An 18,347-nucleotide genomic window follows, 5' to 3' on the forward strand; every position below is an offset into this window, starting at 1 on the left:
TCGCTGATACAATGACCGACGCCGACTTGAAGCCGACGCCGAACGATTGCGACCTACCGCGCATCCGTGCGCAGTTCGAGACTTTCAACGATGCGATTGACTACGCCGCTCGCAGTGCGAAGGGGCTGAACTTTCACGACATGCGCGGCAATTTGGAGCGGGTCTATCCCTATTCCGAAATGCGCGAAGACGGGATCGAGATGGCGCATCGCCTGATCGCCGCCGGGATCAAACGCGAAGACCGCGTCGCTCTGATCGCTGAGACTTGCGCCGAATTTGCCGCCCTTTTCTGCGGATGCATCTATGCGGGCGCTTGGCCAGTGCCGCTGCCATTGCCCACCACGTTTGGCGGCAAAGACAATTATATTGACCAGCTCGCCGTTCAGCTGAAAAGCTCAGACCCGGCCATTCTGATTTTCCCAGAGGAAATCGCTGACATGGCAAGCGCCGCCGCTGCGCGTCAGGGTTGTGATGCGGAAAGCTGGCAGGATTTTGCCAAGCGTCCTGCGCCCATTGGAGATCTGCCAGAGGCATCGCCTGAGGACATTTGCTATTTGCAATATTCCAGCGGCTCGACCCGATTCCCCACCGGGGTCGCGGTCACGCACAAAGCCCTGTTGCACAACCTTTATGGCCATTCCACCAGCATGCATCTAGGCGAGAATGATCGCTGTGTCAGCTGGCTGCCGTGGTATCACGATATGGGGCTTGTCGGGTGCTTCCTCTCGCTGATCGCCAATCAAGTGTCTGGCGATTATCTGAAGCCTGACGCCTTTGCGCGCCGTCCGCTGGCATGGCTTGACGTGATCAGCCGTAATCCGGGCAACACGCTCTCTTATTCGCCGACCTTTGGCTATGACATTTGCGCGCGCCGCATCTCCAGCCAGTCCAACGTTGCGGAACGCTTTGACCTCTCACGCTGGCGCATCGCTGGCAATGGCGCGGACATGATCCGCCCTGACGTGATGCAAAGCTTTGTAAATGCCTTTGCCGAAGCTGGCTTCAAAGCGAGCGCTTTCACCCCGTCCTATGGCTTAGCCGAAGCCGTTCTGGCCGTCACCGTCATGCCGCCGGGCGAAGGGATCAGGGTTGAGCTGGTTGAGGAAGAGCGCTTGTCTGGCACGCCGCGCGATATCTCGCGTCCGGCCCGCTACCGCGCAATCGTCAATTGCGGCAAAGCGCTGCCTGATATGGAAGTGCTAATTGCTGGCGAAACCGGCGAAGCGCGCGAGGACCACCAAATCGGCAAAGTTTGGTGCCGTGGCCCGTCTGTCATGCATTCCTATTTCCGCAATGAAGAGGCGACGCAGGACTGCCTCGTCCCAAGTACGGACGACCCGTCCAAGGGCAATTGGCTCGATACTGGCGACATGGGCTACACCGCCGACGGCTATCTGTTCATTGTCGGCCGCGCGAAAGACATGATCATCATCAATGGTAAGAACCATTGGCCGCAAGATATCGAATGGGCTGTTGAGCAGCTGCCCGGCTTCAACCACGGCGATATCGCCGCTTTCTCAGTTGAGACCGACAATGGCGAGGAAGCACCTGCCGTTTTGGTCCACTGCCGGGTTTCCGATCCAGTTGAGCGCGTCAAACTGCGCGAGCAGATCGCTGACAAGGTTCGCTCAGTCACTGGGATGAGCTGCGTAGTTGAACTGGTCCCGCCGCGCACATTGCCGCGCACGAGCTCAGGAAAGCTCAGCCGCGCGAAGGCGAAGAAGCTCTATCTGTCAGGCGAAATAGTTCCGCTGGAACTGGCGGCCTAATTCCCACCCCATTCAGCGCGCAATGGCCCGGCGGCTGAGCGCACCTCTAGCTCAAGCCCACGTTGAGCCAGCAATCCGGCTGCTTGCGTCGCTTGCTCTTGGGGGCCGACCAGCGCGATGGGCAAGTCCACGCGCGCCGCTGCCCACTCGATCACTGCAAGCGCCTGCGCGCCTTCAGGAGTCGGGCCATCCTCGCCAAAAGGAATGCTCTGCGGCAGTTCACCAACGGGCGGGAGCAGCTCAATCGTCCAATCCGGCTCTGTCGCACTAATCCGCATTTCCAGCGCGCGGTAGGCGGCCAGCGTAGCGCCATCCAATTGCTCAGCGCGAACGGTCGCACGGCGGCGCGTGCGATCAACAGTTACGTCATCCTCTGAAACGCCTGCAACCAAGGCAAGCCGGGTCGCTAGCGCCTCGGCCCGTTCTTGCGCCACTGCTTCTTCATTGGCACGCGCAGCAGTCAGTTGCGCCTGCTCCGCCGCGCTCGCACCTGTTGCCACCTGATATTGCAATAGCGATAACTCCACAGGCCGCCCCAACCGGCGTTCAAGCGCACGCTCAATCTCAACCTCGACGTCGGGTTTTGGACGAGGGGTCCAAATGGTCGCGTTCACCGTCATCGGGTTTGTGTTGAACACAATGTCCAGCCCATCGACGCGGGATTCGTTATCGAACTTGTCGGCGATCTCGGCGCGAACGATGCGCTGCGAATTTGTCTGAAAGGCGATTTGTTGAAGCGAAAGGGCAAGAGGCACTGCGAGCGCCACGAAAACCGTCGCCACCGCAATATTCTGGAACAGGCTGTTGCGAGCACTTAGTGAGGATTCAAAACCGTAAAGGCGCGCCATCGCCAAAGCGGTCAGCGCGATGGTGATAAGGTTGGTGATGTAGAGCAGCAGCGCCCCTGAAAAGACCGTCCAATTCCACGTCGCAAGGCCAAAGCCCACAGTGGCGAGCGGAGGCATCAAGGCGGTCGCAATTGCCACGCCCACAATCGTCCCCTCACGCCCACGGATCATCGCATAGGCGCCAGCGAGCGCGGAGAAGAGCGCTACAAACAGGTCGAATAGGTTGGGCTGTGTGCGTGCAGCAATTTCCGGCGTGATGGTCTGGATCGGTGAGAGATAGACCAGTGCAGCGGTTAGCCCCACGGCCATCACTGTGCCCCAAAACAGGCTGCGCGCGGATTTCTTGAGCCATTGGTAATCGCCAATCGCCAGCGCAAACCCAAGCCCCATAATCGGGTCCATCAGTGGCGAGAGCAACATCGCGCCGATGACCACAGCAGGCGAGGACAGCAGCAGGCCGAGGACAGCAATACCTGCGCTCATCGCGGTCATGAACAAATAGCGTTCGGACAAATCGCATTCGGCCCGGCGTTTTTCGATCACGGCGGCCTGTTCCACCGTACCCACAACCTCATCACGCCACCAACCGCGCAGGGTCGCGAGCACGCGTTTGAAGCCAAAATGGCTTTGGGTGGCAGCCGCCACAGCCTCACCAGCGCTGTCAACTTTGCCAAAAACAACAGGCTGCTCTGACGACCCTTCGCCCTTGCCCTTGGTAGGCGACGCCTCCGGAGCCTGATTTTCGCCTGAGTTAGTCACAATGTCCCCTCTTTCTCAGAAGTTTAGGGGCAATCGCCAGCAAACAAAAGCATCAATGAGCAGCGCGAACCTCAAAAGCATGGACGAAGCGCGTTGAAACGGGCACTCTTGAAAGGCGTGTTTTAGATCACTAATACAGTAGTCAAGACAGTCACGCGCGGATCAGGGAGCAATGACAACCGCATGAGCACCGAAAGTAAGAACGCCACAGCCACAAAGACCGCGACAGATTTTGAGCTGACCCCGCCCGATCCCGTGCCAGTGGTCGCCGCTGAAAAAGCCGCTGGGCTGGTGCCGGTTTCTGACGAGCAGAAGAGCACCCTTGATACCAAGGTTGATGCCTTTGTGACCGATCTCGTCTCGACCGATGCAAACTCGCCTGCCTTTGGCGAGAAGGTCGATCAGATTACGCGCATGGGACAGGAACAAATTCGCGCCGCTGCTGCGCATTCCAACCGGTTCCTTGATCGCCCCGTGCGGGCAATGGATGCTGACAGCAGCGTTGGCAGCGACTTGGCCGAATTGCGCCGCACGGTCGAAGACCTGGACCCGGGCCGCAAGGGCAAGCTGCTGGAGCCGCGCAAGCTGTTTGGCATCATCCCGTTTGGTAATAAGCTCAAAAACTACTTTGACGGCTACACCTCTGCGCAGGGGCATATTCAAGCGATCCTTGAGCGGCTGGAAGGTGGCAAGAAGGAACTGCACCTCGATAACGCTGCGATCGACACCGAGCGGCAAAAGCTGTGGGAAGCAATGGGCGAGCTGGAGCAGATGATCCATATCGCCAAAACGCTGGATGCAAAGCTTGAGGCAAAGGCGCTCGAACTCGATGCAAGCGATCCTGAAAAGGCCAAGGCTTTGCGCGAAAGCGCTCTGTTCTATGTCCGCCAGCGCACGCAGGATCTGCTCACGCAAATGGCTGTGTCGGTGCAGGGATATCTTGCGCTTGATCTGGTCAAGAAGAACAATGTTGAACTGGTCAAAGGCGTTGATCGTGCTTCCACCACAACCGTTGGCGCGCTGCGTACGGCGGTAACTGTGGCGCAGGCGATGACCAATCAGCGCCTCGTGCTGCAACAGATCACATCGCTTAACCAGACCACCAGCGACATCATCGATTCCACCAGCACTCTGCTGCGCGAGCAAACGGGGCAAATCCATGAGCAGGCCGCCGCCTCAACGATCCCGCTCGAAACGCTGCAACGCGCCTTCCAGAACATCTATGACACAATGGATGAGGTCGACGACTTTAAGGTACGCGCCTTGGAAAGCATGAAGACCACGGTCGGTGTCCTGTCCGAAGAAGTCGAGAAATCGAAGGGCTATATTGCGCGGGCTGAAGGTCAGGCGCAGGCCGAGGCCAAAGTCTCTTCGGAAACGTCGTTGCTGGCGCTGGATCGCTAATAGGATTTAGCGGATGAACCCCAGCAACCTCAGCCAGGATACAGATCGCACGCTTGCCGAAAGCAGGCGTCTGGTGGCCGACAATCAGACAGGCGGTCGCCACCGTTTGGCAGGCAAGAATGCCTCCATTGGCAAAGCAAGCGCAGAGGCAAAGCTTAAGCAATTGCTCAAACGCGGAATGTTGCTGGGCGTGGCCATTGTCGCAATCCTGATGACGATGAGCATTGCGGGCTTTATCCTCAACGGCATTGGTTTTTGGGGCGTCGTGATGACCGCGATGGCATTGGCCGCAGCGGTCGCCGCCTTTGGTCTATGGCCTTCGCCAAAACCGCCCAAGCGCACCGAGCTTGGCCAAGGCAATCCGCAGCAAATGGTAGCCCGGTTGGAATTGTGGCTCGAAGCAAAACGCGGCGCTCTGCCTGATGAGGCCGCAGCGATTGTCGACCAGATGGGCGTGAAGCTGGATGCGCTCGGTGTGCAGCTCGAAACACTTGATCCGGCGCATTCTGCGATGGGCGAAATGCGCGAGCTTGTGGGCGAATACATTCCAGAGACGATTGAGAACTACCTCAAAGTGCCAGCTCATCTGCGCACGGAAGAGCATGCGGGCGGCACCGCTGATGAGCGGCTAACCACCAGCCTCACCAAGCTATCGGCTGAGATTGACCGTGTTACCCGCCGCTTGGCCGAAGGGGCGCTGGACGATCTGGCGGTCAAATCGCGTTATCTCGACTATCGTTACGGCGGAGATGATTTGATCGAAGACCTAACCGGCATGCCTGATACAGGCGTACCTCTGCCTGATCTGTCCGCCACGCCAGCAAAGCAAGGTCGCTAAACCAATATGCGCGTCTCCATGCCCCACGATCTTGGCAAAGAAGAAGTGCGCGCGCGGATGCACAAGCACGGGCACGAGATCGCCAATTACTTCCCCCCCGGAATGGCCGATGTCCAAAACACATGGCCCAATGAAGACCGCATGGACCTGGTCATCACTGCGGCAGGGCAGCGCATCAATGGCGGCATTGATGTCGGCGAAGACTTTGTCATGATCGAAATGGACCTGCCGCCAATGCTGGGGTTCTTGCGCGGCACATTGGAACGCGCTGTACGCAAACATGGCGGGAAATTGCTCGAAAAGAGCTGACGCAGATGCATCCGCTTCGGCGGTTTGCCTCGGCGCGATGCACACCTCTACGCGCTCTTGCGTAATTGATCGCTAACCCACCAACCCATCATAATCGGCGGCAGAAGCGAGACTCAGCGCCGGCGATCCCCCTTCTCCAACGAAAGGTCGGCGATGACCTCTCGCATCTGGAGTGCCCTCTATCTTGGGAGCACACAATGGGATCGCCACGCACATGCAACCTACAAATGCGCACGCCAGTCAGAGCCGCCCGTACAGCCTAGCACCGCCCGCCCATTGCGGCGCTGCACAGACGCGGTGTTGATCCATGGCCACTCCACCGCACACACCGCAGCCCCATCAATCCCAGCAAGCTTCAAATTCTCAGTCTGAGTGCACTCTACCACCCAGCCAAATACAGAACTTTGGCGCGCTCATCGCGGTAACGTCAGACTGGACGATCACGCATCTGTCGCAAAATTGCGCGCATATTCTGGGACTGGACACCCCTCCTTCGCCCGGCGATCCTCTGAGCAACTTGTTCGATAAGAATGCCATTGGTTCTCTGTACGCCGCTCTAAAGGCCCACAACGGAGCTGACGCGAAAGGGCGAATTGGTGGGCTGCAATTGGTATCAGGCAATGGCCTGTTCGATTGCACAATTCACCGGTCGGACAAGGTGATCATTCTAGAGATCGAACCGCAGTCCAGCGACATCGCCGCAACAACCGCCGTCGATCTGAACGCCGGCCTCGCGCATCTCGCCATGATCGATAATGCAGGCGTGCTTTGTGAGGAGGCAGCGCGGATCGTGCGCGATCAATTCGGTTATGACCGCGCATTGGTGTACAAATTCTTCACAGGTGCCAACAGCGAAGTGGTAGCAGAAAGCCATCATGTCGATCTGGCGCCGCATTTGGGTCTGCGCCAGCAACCCGCAGAACACGCCGGTGGGTTTTTACAGCGCAATAGGATTCGATTCATCGCTGATGCAAAGGCCCGTCCTGTGCCCTTGGAGTGTGCGCAAGAAGCTCCGCAATTGCCCTTGGTGCTGTCGCTATCAAACTTGCGATCACCACAATTGAGCCAGATCCAGCATTTGCGGCAGATGGGGCTGCGAGCGAGCCTGTGCCTCGCCATCACGCGCGACAATCGGCCCTGGGGTATGATTGCCTGCTATCACCACGAACCGCGCATTCTGCCTTATTCGCAGCGCGGCGCGGCAGAGCTGTTTAGCCAGATGTTCTCAGTCATGCTCGACCGCACGCTGACCCAACGATCGCACACTCTCAATTTGCGTAGCCGCGCGTTGCACGAACAATTGATGGTTCGCCTTGCTGGCGGCAGCTCGCTTGCAAACTCGCTCCCGATCATTCGCGACATCTTGAGCGGTTCGATTGAGCATAGCGGCCTCTCGATCCTGCTGAACGGAGAATACAACGCGGTTGGCTCCGCCCCGAACGCATCAGACTTCATGGAGGTTCTGCCGGACCTTGCACAAAAGGCCGATGGAGCCGCTTGGGCAAGCGATGACCTGACCGAAATTTCGCTCGATGCCGTGCGCTTTGCAGAAATTGCAGCTGGCGCACTGGTCTTACCAATCTCGCGTGATCCCGGCGATTATCTGGTGCTGTGGCGTCGTCCGCTGGTCAGCTCCGAAATCTGGGAGAATAAGCCTTTACGCGCAGTGCCAAAAGCTGCTGGTTTTTGGAAAGATGGCCCAAGCGCTAGATGGTCCGAAGACGATATTGCTGTTGCAGAAACCCTCCGGGCAACCCTGCTTGAGGCGGCCCTGCGGATGAGTGATGAGATCACCCGTCAGCGCAAACGTTCGCAAGAACAGCAGGAATTGTTGATTGCAGAGCTCAATCACCGCGTGCGCAATATCCTCAATCTGATCCGTAGCCTTGTCTCGCAATCTCAGGACGATGCGCTGAGCGTTTCCACCTTTGCCAAACTGATCGGCGGGCGCATTTCTGCGTTGGCCAGCGCGCATGACAATATTACCCGCGAAAACTGGTCGCCTGCCCCGCTATCCGCTTTGTTTGAGACTGAGATCGCCGCCTACGTCAGCCACAGGGGCAATTGCTTCACCTATGATGGGGACGAATTTCTGATCAAGCCCGAAGGCTACACAGCGCTCGCCTTAGTGGTGCATGAACTGGTCACCAATGCCGCCAAATACGGCTCGCTTTGTGACAATAGCGGTGAGGTATTGGTGAAAGTCGCGCGCAGCGATAGCGGCGATCTGACGATTGCGTGGCGCGAAAGCGGCGGACCAAAGGTCAACGCGCCCACGCAGCGTGGTTTTGGATCGACCATCATCGAAAGGTCCATTCCATTCGAGCTGGGCGGCAAAGCGCAAATGCGCTTTGAAGAGAGCGGATTACAGGCGGATTTCGTCATTCCCGCCAACCTGGTGGCCCCGCTTGTCCCTTCAGATGCAAACGCCAATTCTGTCGGGCACTGGCATGGAGACAAGAACCCGCCAACCAGTGAATCTGGCAGCGCATCCGACATTCTGCGCGGCAACTATGCTCATCCTGCATCAAAACCAGTGCCCGATCATGTGCTTATCTTGGAAGACAGTATGCTAATCGCGCTTGATACTGAGCAGAATTTGAAACGGCTTGGCGTCTCCTCAGTCCGCGTGGCGAGCAGCGTTTCCGGGGCGCTCAAAGCGATAGAGGAACGTCGGCCTGATTTTGCGATACTCGACTACAATCTGGGCCAGGAAAATTGTGTGCCGGTGGCGCGCGCTCTCACCAAGCTTGGAACGCGGTTCATCATCGCGACCGGATATTCCGATGTCGAAGATGAGTATAGCAGCCTTGGCGCTGATGCGCTGATCTGCAAACCATATGGGCGCGATGATATCAGCCCGCTGCTGACGAGCGCTGCGCAATCCAATTCGATCGGCAATTCCGCTATTGAGGACGCGTGAGCAGCGTCACGCCCGCTTTCGAAAAGTCGAGCGCGTCGATCTGCTCTGCGAAGAGGCAATCACCAGCTTGAGCGACGCAAGATCCATCCAACCCCCGGATCGACCCCGATAAAGGAAGCGCGAGCAACGGCCCATAGAAAGCGGCGATTGTGTCAGAATCGGGTTCACGTTCAATCCGATCCAGCCGGAAATGCTCAGTCGCAATCAAGTGAGAACCGCGCTCTGTCACTGTGCTTCGATGTTCTGCTGCGTAAGGTCCTCTGTCCAATACCGCCAAAGCACGCTCCAGATGAAGCTCACGAGGGCGGCCATAATCGTACAGTCGAAAGGTCGTGTCGCTGTTCTGCTGGATTTCGACGAGCGAAAGACCGGGGCCAATTGCATGCACTGTTCCAGGCGGCAGGAAATAGACATCGCCCGGTGCAACCTCGTGCCAGTTAAGCCGCTCCTCGATACTCCCATCAAGCGCTGCGGCCTTCACCTGCTCTTTGGTCAACTCTTCGCGAAAACCGATTGCGAGACGTGCGCCCGGCTCAGCATCCAACACCAGCCAGCATTCCTGCTTGCCATCTTCGCCCGGCAATGCGCTCTCATCGGATGGGTGCACTTGAACCGACAGTTTTTCACTGGTGAAGAGATATTTGACGAGGATTTCAGGCAATTCGGGCGGCGGCTCGAACCAAATCTCACCAATGCGCGTATTGGCAGGCGCTGCGAAGGGTTCGGGAAGTTTTTCACGCCCCCAGACCTTCTCCACCATCTTAGTGGGCAACAGACGCGCTTTATCGCTCATTGATTTTGCGCACCGGGAAGCTTGCCAACCCTTTGCGCGCCGATATCGCTGGTCACTAAAACTTCGCCATCGGTGACGATGATGCTTACATTCTCAAGCCCCACTGCGGACACCCGCATCCCGCCAGCACTCACCAGCACATTGGCGCAATCCTTGAGGTCTGCCGTGCCTTTGGTGACATTGCCATTCTCATCCGCGCCGCTTGTCAGGGCATCGCGCAATGCTGGCCAATTGCCGATATCGGACCAGCCCATATCCGCAGGCACCATGGCCGCGCGCGCAGTGTTTTCCATCACCGCATAGTCAATCGAATCTCCCTCGATTGCCGCAAAAATATCCTTTGCTGGGTGAAACCGCATGCCTTCTTCGCGGCCTTGGGACGCAGCCTTCTGTACAGCCTCAGCCATGGCGGGGCGATGCGCGCCAAGTTCGTCGAGCAATTTGCCTGCGCGAAACGCAAAAATGCCGCCGTTCCAGCTGTAATCACCGCTGGCAAGGTAACGCTCAGCTGTCGCGAGATCGGGCTTTTCGACGAACTGCGCGATTTCAAATCCGCCGGGCAGCGCGGCGCCACGTTTGAGATAGCCGTACCCAGTATCAGGCCGCTCTGCTGCGATACCAAAGGAAACAAGGTATTCTTGCGCCGCCAATTGCGCGGCCGCCTTGGCGCTTTCACGAAATGCATCACCATCCGCGATGTGGTGATCGCTCGGACATACAAGCATGATATCTTCGGGAGCGATCAGAGCCGCGGCGAGAGCGATAGCAGGCGCAGTATTCTTGGCCGCAGGCTCGATAATCAGGCGATGCGATGCGCCATGCATTTGCGTCTCAATCAGATCGGTGTGAACCGGACCAGCGACGATGATGGGGTCAGCAAAGTCATCATCGCCCGCCACGCGGCCTACAGCCTGTTCAAACAGGGTCGTCTCACCGATCAGCGGCAAGAACGGTTTGGGTAGGGACTTGCGACTAAGCGGCCAAAGCCGCGTACCGCTGCCACCGCAAAGGATCACCGGATGTATGAGGGGAGCGCTCGACATTGCGTCTACTTACCATCCACTGCGTGTAAACTCTGTGAATCTGGGGGATTTTTCACTCTAGGCACTCTACCGCTCGCGAAAATCGACGCGATATCCATAGCGCGCCTCTACCGGTTCTCCAGATCGGGTGACCGCTGGATTAAAGCGGATTTTCTCTGTTACCAACCCGCAAACGAGAGCCGTACTGGCCGCATCTGCTGTGCTGTTTGCGACCGAGCAATTGCGCGCTCTGCCATCCGTCGTAACAGTGAAAACAACGGTCACAGATGTGCCAAATCGCGCTGCGCGTCCTCCATCTGGCACCGGAAAATCGCGCCGGGCATCCAAGCTGCCAGAGCGGACACTGGGCCGCACCGCAACGCCATTGCCCTGCCCGCTGCCGCGATTGCCGCTGCCTGTGCCTTCGCCCTCTCCTTCATTGCCGGTTCCATCGCCTGCCTCGCGCGCACCGGAGCGATTGGCTTCTCCTGTTGAGGAAGCGCGCGGGAGCGGCGTGGGTCTTGTCTCAACCCTTGCCGGAGGAGCGGTTACAGGCTGGGGAACCGCCTCTTCCCCCGGCGCGCCAGCTGCGCCTTCGTCAGGTTCGGGCGGAGTTTCGGGCGCTTCTTCCTCTGGCGTAGTCACAATGACCGTAAACACCGACACAACTTCGCGTTCCACCGAAGCGGTGAATTCAGGCGCGAGCAGCCGCGACAATCCGTACAGCGCGACCACGTGAAAGATAACGAGGCCAAGGACCAAGCCCCAGCGCACACCCTTCGGTTTTCCCTGATAACGCGATTTGGAGATGCTCATTACTCCCGTGTCATGTTTGCGGCTTCGAAGCTTCATTAATTGGCGATGCCGGACCAATCGACAGCGCCATCACAACGACACCCGAGGTATGCCTGATGGGCCGTACAATTGAAACGCCGCACGCTAGGCCCGAAAGTGCGCCAACATCAACCCTGCTTTCCAAGTCCGCCGCATCACTAGGGCGTGTGACCACCCTGAGCGATGCTATCCGATTGGGACCAATCGATGCATCCAGCATTGTGGCCGGGATTTGCGCAAGCGCGCTGCTGTTCACGTTGGGCTGGCTGTGTATCGAGCTTTCGCGCTTTGGCTCCGCTCTCGCCAGCGTATGGCTGCCCGCGGCTGCAGCGACCCTGATTATGCTGCGGGTCAGAGTCAGCAATGAGGTGCCGCTCTATATCGGTTTTGCTGCCGCGCTAATCGCTGCGAATTTCCATGCCGGGCACACGGGTATATTTCTCGGCATTCTAACGATTGGCAATTTGATCGAAGTCGCAATCGTCACTTGTCTGGTAAGGCGCAGTTGTAGCGGCTTGCTCGACATGTCCGATGTCAAAGATCTGGGGCAGTTCCTTTTCGCAGGCGGTCTTGTCGGGCCGATATGCTCGTCATTTGTGGTCGCTGGCTCGACAATCCTGGCCGGTGAGAATGGGTCCGAGCGCGCAATCACATGGTTTTTTGCCCACTCGATGGGAATGATCCTGGTCGTTCCCACCTTCCTGCTGGCACTGGATGCGTTGCGCAAACGCCACAAGCCGGCCATCGGCAAACTAGCGGAATGGACGATCCTGACAATTGCTGGCCTGTCGACAGTCGCGGCAGTCTTTGCCCAAGATCAATATCCGCTCTTATTCCTGATCCCGCCGATCACTTTGCTCATGGCGTTCAGGGTCGGAGGGCTTGGGACCGCGCTTTACGTGCCAGCGATGGCGGTTTTGGCCAGCATCATGACACTCACGCAAATGGGTCCGATTGCGGCGGCAAGTGTATTGGGCTCTTCGCAAGTATTCTTGCTGCAAGCCTTCATCGCTGCCAATTTCCTCACAGGTCTGCCAATCGCGGCCATTCTGGCCGGGCGTGAGCGCATGACTGACGAACTGATCGCCGGGCGCCAACAGCTTGCGCTACTCACAGAGAATGTGACCGATGCCGTTCTAAAGGTCGATGATCATGGCGTGTGCACCTACGCCTCTCCATCAGTTTGTGACATTTTGGGCCATCAGCCAGATGACATTGTGGGCACTTCGATTGTCGGGATGGCGCGCCGGCAAGGGCAAGACCACTTGGCCGATATGCTAGACCGATTGCTGAACGGAGAGAACGAAAAGGAACGCCTGACCTATCAACGCATGCTGGATGCGGCAGATGGTACCCCCGTTTTCATCGAAGCAGATGCGGCCATCGCCTACAACCCAGAGACAGGCGAGCGCAGCGGACTGGTTCTGTCAGCTCGCGATGTGACAGAACGGGTCGAGCTTGAGCTGCTTTTGACTAGAGCGCGCTGCAAGGCTGAGGATGCAGCCCAAGCAAAAACAGAATTCCTAGCCAATATGAGCCACGAAATCCGCACTCCCATGAACGGTGTTTTGGGTTTTGCTGAATTGATGCTGCAGGGCGATTTGACGGATGAAAATCGCCGCCATGTCGACATGATCGTGCAGTCGGGCCGCTCCATGATGCTGTTGCTCAATGATATTCTTGATCTGTCCAAGATCGAAGCAGGTCAAATCTCAATCGATGAAAGCCCCGTTGATCTATTTGCGACGATCAATGAATGCGTGATGCTGCATCGCCCGTTGGCAGAAAAGAAGGGGCTGGAACTCAACTTTCATATCCCATGCAGCACGTCGCAAGGGTGCTCCACCTATTGCGATATGTGCGATCAGACCGCTGCCCACCCGATTGTGATGACAGACGCTCTGCGTCTGCGTCAGATCGCACTCAATTTGATCGGGAATGCAGTCAAATTTACCGAAGATGGCGAAGTGAACGTCATTTGTGACCTGCAAGATGGCGTCTTTAGCCTACACGTCGAAGACACCGGGATCGGTATTTCGCCTGGGGCATTGGAGCATGTTTTTACGCCGTTCACTCAAGCGGAAAGCGATACTGCGCGGCGTTTTGGTGGAACGGGGCTGGGTCTGTCAATCAGCCGCCAACTGGCCGATTTGCTGGGAGGAAGCATTGATGCAGAGAGCATTCTTGGCACAGGCTCAACCTTCAGACTCAAACTGCCCGCCGAAGTCATCGGATCCGATCAACCGAGCGAATCCGAAGGGGAATTGGACTTTGGCGCGCATGGTGGTCCGCTTCTTCCCATCTCTGACACGGCCGAATCCAACGATGCGCCCGACCATTCAGACTATCTGCCCATCTCAGCCCGCATCCTTCTCGCGGAAGATCATGACGTAAACCGGGTCCTGGCGGTCGAAATGTTGGAGCGATGTGGCCAGACAGTCGCCGTTGCCCATGATGGGCATGAAGCCATTGCTATGGTGATGGAAAGCATCATGCGCGATGATCCCTATGATTTGGTTCTGATGGATATCCAGATGCCCGGTTGCGATGGCTATGACGCGGCACGCGCCATTCGAAAGGAAGGGATTGGTCCCGATGTGATGCCGATCATCGCGCTCACCGCGAACGCCTTTCCATCAGACATTAACGCGGCGCGCGCCGCTGGCATGCAGGCCCATTTGTCAAAGCCGATCGACTTCTCCGATCTGGCCAGAGCGCTGCAGCGCTGGCTGCCCACGCGCATTATCGAAGCCGAAGACACAGGTGAAGCCGCACATACGCAGCGCAACGTTCTGGCAAACTCGCTCGGGCGAAATTCGGCACAAAGCGCCTTTCCAAAACACTCGCCATCCTTGCTGCGCCGCTGGAATCAACGGCGTAGCGAGGCGATTGAGGCTGTTCGCGAAGCGCTCGAAAGCGGGGAATTAGGGGCGGATGATACGAGCAATGCGGATTTTGAGGAACTCGCGCGGATCATCCATAAGCTAGCTGGAACTGCCGCAATTTTTGATGAGCCCGAGCTCGGCGATCAGGCCGCTGCTTTCGAACGCTCATTGCGAGACGATCTACCTGGCAAAGTGCGAGAAGCGCTCGCCTTTGAACTGCTGAGCGTTGCCGATGATCCCGCCGAAGCGTTGGCGCAGGCGAGCTAAGGCATTCTTCAAGGATCGGCATCGCAAAGTATTCCGCGCAAAAGAAAAGCGGCGGAACCTGTAAGGCTCCGCCGCTTAATCTTTATCCTATCGGATAGGCTACGAATTAGAATTCGTAACGAGCACCGATCTGGATCCGCCATGCAGATGGGCTGATCGCGATGAAGTTCTGATCATCAGGGTTGAAGCCGCTGATGATGTAACGACCTTCATCGTCAACACCGCCGTCAGCCACATCAACCAGACCGTTGAAACCGCCGCGTGAACGCAGGATGTTTGCACCGGAGTCGATCAGGTTCAGGAAGTTCGCAAAGTCAGCGAAGACTTCGATACGGTCATCCGCAACGCCAGTCAGGCTACCAAGGAATGGAAGCTCTTGGCTGAAACGCAGGTCGAGATCGACATGCCAGTCATTGCGACAGGTGTTGCGACGGATCGATTCACCAGGGGTGAAGCCACAGCCCGACGCACCAACATAGTCGATGACGTTTTGAACCGCATCTGGATCCGAGAGTGGTGAAACGTTTGGATCGGTCAAGCCTGACGGAACATAGAGCAAAGCGTTGTCGTTACCCGATGCGCTGTCAGCGAAGACGCCGCCACCATCAAAGGTCAAGCTGTAAGGACGACCTTCACGAGCACGGAAGAAGAAGCCGAAGCTTGTGTCGTAGCCATCGATGAACTGCTCACGGAAGTTGACCGCCGCGGTGAAGTTGTGGCGGGTTTCAGTGGTAGCCGTTGATACAGCCGGATCCTGACGATCAAACGCAGCCGTCGCATCGAACGAAGATGTCGCTGTCGAAGACTGGTTGTTACGTGCGTTGTTGGAGTCGGTGAAGGCGTAACCGAAGGTTACGTTGGTTGAACCGCCCTGCGTGAACAGACCGCTTTGGAAACGCTTCGAAATCACTGCTGAGATCGAGTGCGAGTCCGATGAACGGCCATTGGTCAGCTGGATGTTGTCATCACGGCGCGTACCAAAGCAGTCAGACGTCAGACCGGTGTAAGCCGGCGGCGTGCCACCCTGATTGGTGAGCGTCGCGTCACAACCGGTCTGCGTTGCATCAACTGCAGCGTAGATCGGACGACCATCGACGGTGAAGCCTGTGAGGCCTGCATCGATGTTTGGTGCCTGTGACAGGTCAACGAAGTTCAGCGGGTTGTTGAAGCGCGAATAGATGTAATCGAGCTGCAAGTTCCAGTTGCTGAAGAAGCCTGTTTCTGGACCAAATGTGGTGCGCAGACCAAGGTTTGCACGGGTCACGGTTGGAACGTTGAGGTCAGGATCGGTTGACTGAACGTCAGCCAGACCTTGCTCAGCGGAGGATACACCAGCGGCAACCGCACATTGCGGAATGCCAGTGAACTGACCGCCCGTTACAACGTCAATCTGGCCAGTGGCCGCGTCGGTCGTCAGGTCCGCAGCAGCGCAATCGAAGGTGTCGCCATTCGCGCTGGAGAAACCGTTGTTCGAAAACGCGTTGGAGAAGTACACAACCGGGTCACCGCCCGAGAAGATACCCACACCACCAGTGACTTGGGTGTCTGAGAAGAACCCTTCATTGTCAAAGTTGTACGTGGCTGAGAAACGCGGCAGCACAACTGGGTCAATCCGAGCGAACGAATTGGCGTTGTTGAAGCCATAGCGAGCAACGAAGTTCGGGTTCGCACGTGGTGCATCACCGTCATAAAGCTGAACGCGAACACCGGCATTTACTGAAAGCTGGTCAGTCGCATCCCACTCGTCCTGAGCGTAGAATGAGTAGATCTGACGGCCAAAACGTGCCGCTGCATTGTTGATGTCGCCACCAGCAGCAGAAGCAATGGTTGCTCCGCCAACCGCACCGCCGACAAGATCGTCAGCATCGGTAAAGACGCTCGAGAAGCCGCCCTGCGCAAGCAGGCCTTCTTCGAAATCAGCGAGGTTTTGGAAGAACAATGTACCAGTCGCGTTGATGGCGAACAGGTTGAACACTTCCAGATCGTTCACTTCCGCACCAAATTTGAGGAAGTGACCGTTGCCAGCATCCACGTTCATTTGGAAACGAGCTTGGTCGATGCGAGTGTCGAGCTGGTTGGCTGAGCGGAAGATGCCGGGGCCTGTTGCAAGACGACCATTTTCCGTGGTCTGACCGTCAACCGGCGTCACACCAACAACAAGACGCGGGGTTGGGTTAGCCGATTGCGCTTCGCCAAAGCCAACTGGGCCCTGAACGTCGCCCACTTCGGCGCGGCTCACACGAAGCTCAGTAGAGATCGTGTCGCTCCAGTCAGAATACAGTCGCACTGAGTAGTAGTCAGAGATGGTGCCCTCGTCTTCAAACGAGTTGAAGCCGCCGATTTCACCACCACCAAAGTCAGGCTCGATATTGGTTTCTTCGAGACGCTGATAAGTCGCTTCGAGACGGTGGTCATCGTTGATGATCGCGTCAAGACGACCGAAGTAACGCACGTTACCTTCGGCAAGCGTCGTCGGGTAGCCGCCAATATCCTGACCGTAAACGCGGTTAGCGATTTCAGCGAATTCGTTCAGTTGGTCCACTGTCGCAAAGTTTGCTTCGTTAGTGAAACCGCCGCCAGCTGGGCCAAAGTTATTGCCCTGGCTCAGGTCAGCTTCTTCGTATCCGAAGGAGAAGAACAGGCGATCAGGGATGATCGGGCCAGACAGTGTTACGCCCCAGCGCTTTTCTTCGCTGGCATTGAGCGGTGCACCATCAATCTCGTTAGCGAACAGGCCATCATCAAAGTATGTGATGAAAGCAGAACCGCTGAACTTGTTGGTACCAGCTTCGGTAACAACGTTGACGAGACAGCCGGTGAATTCCGAGTACTCAACGTCGAACGGTGCAAACTCGACAGAGATCTGATCGACCACGTCGAATGGAAGCGGGAGCGAGTTACGCGCGGCAAAAGGCGTCCCGTTCAAGCCGAACACGTCTGACTGAACGATACCGTCAACCGTGAAGGTGTTCGTACGGTCGTTACCGCCCAAGCAAGAGATACGATCAACGTCGTTGTTCTGCTCAAGGCTTACGCGTGGGTCGATGCGGATGATGTCGCGAATGTCGCGAGTGATCGATGGGAACGCTTCGAGTGTTTCGGTGCCGAATGCAGCACCTGGGCCAACAGCAACCTGCGTTACGCGGGCGCGGGCGCCGGTGACAACAATGGTGTTCCCTGTGCTGCTGGATGCCAGAGCAAAGGTGAAACCGGTGTTGCCTGAGATGTTGGTAAAGACGTCTTCAACCGTCTGACCTTCGAAACCGTCTGCGGTCACAGTAACAGTGTATGGGCCGCCTGGTGGGAGCGACTGAACACGGAAGTTACCGCTGGCATCGGTGGTGGCTTCGTTCGTCTGGTTGGTCCGCGTGTCGACGATGGAGACCATCGCGCCTGACAGCGCATTGCCATCAGCGTCGGTTACCTGGCCTTCAACGCCAGACGTAATCTGCTGTGCGGCCGCTGGGGTCGCAATAGTTGCTGCAGCAGAGAGACTGACGACGCTCGCTGCTAAAAGGTATTTGATCTTCATGAGAGGTGCCCCTGATCACATTGGAGGGTTAGCGATGCGCGCTCCCCTAAAAGCGCTGCGCTGCACAAAAGCGACTGTTTTGTGACGGTTGTGTGACACGAAGCGATGGCGATTGATCGCGGGCCAAATCTGGCGCCTTTATCCACAAGCAAACGCTAGGGAAT

At 57.2% G+C, this 18,347-nt stretch carries 11 protein-coding genes; 6 read left to right on the forward strand and 5 right to left on the reverse strand.

All coding sequences use genetic code 11. From position 1 onward, the window contains the following. The first annotated feature begins 11 nt into the window (after positions 1–11). Complete coding sequence (locus AC0V6N_RS11545) at positions 12–1,769, forward strand: fatty acyl-AMP ligase (protein ID WP_486171696.1); 1,758 nt, start codon at positions 12–14, stop codon at positions 1,767–1,769. Here the strand turns inward: AC0V6N_RS11545 and AC0V6N_RS11550 are convergent. Next, positions 1,766–3,376: a DUF389 domain-containing protein gene (locus AC0V6N_RS11550; RefSeq protein ID WP_486171697.1), complete on the reverse strand. Its 1,611-nt coding sequence runs from the start codon at positions 3,374–3,376 to the stop codon at positions 1,766–1,768. The two genes, AC0V6N_RS11545 and AC0V6N_RS11550, sit on opposite strands and share 4 nt — an antisense overlap. Positions 3,377–3,559: 183 nt before the next feature. Between AC0V6N_RS11550 and AC0V6N_RS11555 the strand changes: the two genes are divergently transcribed. The 4 genes from AC0V6N_RS11555 to AC0V6N_RS11570 all read left to right on the forward strand — a co-directional run bounded on the left by AC0V6N_RS11555 (position 3,560) and on the right by AC0V6N_RS11570 (position 8,850). Beyond that, on the forward strand, positions 3,560–4,780 hold the full coding sequence (locus AC0V6N_RS11555) for a toxic anion resistance protein (protein ID WP_486171698.1): 1,221 nt from the start codon (positions 3,560–3,562) through the stop codon (positions 4,778–4,780). Between the two features lie 13 nt (positions 4,781–4,793). Beyond that, positions 4,794–5,618 (forward strand): hypothetical protein, encoded by an 825-nt coding sequence (locus AC0V6N_RS11560; RefSeq protein WP_486171699.1) that lies wholly within the window; start codon positions 4,794–4,796, stop codon positions 5,616–5,618. Between the two features lie 18 nt (positions 5,619–5,636). Next, positions 5,637–5,927, forward strand: a complete 291-nt coding sequence (locus AC0V6N_RS11565) for a polyhydroxyalkanoic acid system family protein (protein ID WP_486171700.1) — start codon at positions 5,637–5,639, stop codon at positions 5,925–5,927. A 307-nt stretch (positions 5,928–6,234) separates the two neighbouring features. After that, on the forward strand, positions 6,235–8,850 hold the full coding sequence (locus AC0V6N_RS11570) for an HWE histidine kinase domain-containing protein (protein WP_486171701.1): 2,616 nt from the start codon (positions 6,235–6,237) through the stop codon (positions 8,848–8,850). Here AC0V6N_RS11570 and AC0V6N_RS11575 read toward each other — a convergent pair. The 3 genes from AC0V6N_RS11575 to AC0V6N_RS11585 all read right to left on the reverse strand — a co-directional run bounded on the left by AC0V6N_RS11575 (position 8,834) and on the right by AC0V6N_RS11585 (position 11,481). Further along, positions 8,834–9,643, reverse strand: coding sequence for a class I mannose-6-phosphate isomerase (locus AC0V6N_RS11575; RefSeq protein ID WP_486171702.1), 810 nt, complete (start codon positions 9,641–9,643; stop codon positions 8,834–8,836). The two genes, AC0V6N_RS11570 and AC0V6N_RS11575, sit on opposite strands and share 17 nt — an antisense overlap. After that, positions 9,640–10,686, reverse strand: a complete 1,047-nt coding sequence (locus AC0V6N_RS11580; RefSeq protein ID WP_486171703.1) for a mannose-1-phosphate guanylyltransferase — start codon at positions 10,684–10,686, stop codon at positions 9,640–9,642. The genes AC0V6N_RS11575 and AC0V6N_RS11580 overlap by 4 nt, the downstream gene beginning before the upstream one ends. 66 nt (positions 10,687–10,752) lie before the next feature. Further along, positions 10,753–11,481, reverse strand: coding sequence for a hypothetical protein (locus tag AC0V6N_RS11585; protein WP_486171704.1), 729 nt, complete (start codon positions 11,479–11,481; stop codon positions 10,753–10,755). 95 nt (positions 11,482–11,576) lie between these two features. Here AC0V6N_RS11585 and AC0V6N_RS11590 point away from each other — a divergent pair, with 95 nt between their 5' ends. After that, complete coding sequence (locus AC0V6N_RS11590; RefSeq protein ID WP_486171705.1) at positions 11,577–14,651, forward strand: ATP-binding protein; 3,075 nt, start codon at positions 11,577–11,579, stop codon at positions 14,649–14,651. Between the two features lie 106 nt (positions 14,652–14,757). Here AC0V6N_RS11590 and AC0V6N_RS11595 read toward each other — a convergent pair whose 3' ends face one another. After that, positions 14,758–18,183 (reverse strand): TonB-dependent receptor, encoded by a 3,426-nt coding sequence (locus AC0V6N_RS11595; RefSeq protein WP_486171706.1) that lies wholly within the window; start codon positions 18,181–18,183, stop codon positions 14,758–14,760. Positions 18,184–18,347: the final 164 nt, after the last annotated feature.

The organism is Erythrobacter sp. S57(2025), from assembly GCF_057365055.1.

Coding starts and splice junctions, on each gene's coding strand:
- AC0V6N_RS11545 (WP_486171696.1), top strand. CDS start 12: ATGACCGACGCCGACTTGAAGCCGACGCCGAACGATTGCGACCTACCG.
- AC0V6N_RS11555 (WP_486171698.1), top strand. CDS start 3,560: ATGAGCACCGAAAGTAAGAACGCCACAGCCACAAAGACCGCGACAGAT.
- AC0V6N_RS11560 (WP_486171699.1), top strand. CDS start 4,794: ATGAACCCCAGCAACCTCAGCCAGGATACAGATCGCACGCTTGCCGAA.
- AC0V6N_RS11565 (WP_486171700.1), top strand. CDS start 5,637: ATGCCCCACGATCTTGGCAAAGAAGAAGTGCGCGCGCGGATGCACAAG.
- AC0V6N_RS11570 (WP_486171701.1), top strand. CDS start 6,235: ATGGCCACTCCACCGCACACACCGCAGCCCCATCAATCCCAGCAAGCT.
- AC0V6N_RS11575 (WP_486171702.1), bottom strand. CDS start 9,643: ATGAGCGATAAAGCGCGTCTGTTGCCCACTAAGATGGTGGAGAAGGTC.
- AC0V6N_RS11580 (WP_486171703.1), bottom strand. CDS start 10,686: ATGTCGAGCGCTCCCCTCATACATCCGGTGATCCTTTGCGGTGGCAGC.
- AC0V6N_RS11585 (WP_486171704.1), bottom strand. CDS start 11,481: ATGAGCATCTCCAAATCGCGTTATCAGGGAAAACCGAAGGGTGTGCGC.
- AC0V6N_RS11590 (WP_486171705.1), top strand. CDS start 11,577: ATGGGCCGTACAATTGAAACGCCGCACGCTAGGCCCGAAAGTGCGCCA.
- AC0V6N_RS11595 (WP_486171706.1), bottom strand. CDS start 18,183: ATGAAGATCAAATACCTTTTAGCAGCGAGCGTCGTCAGTCTCTCTGCT.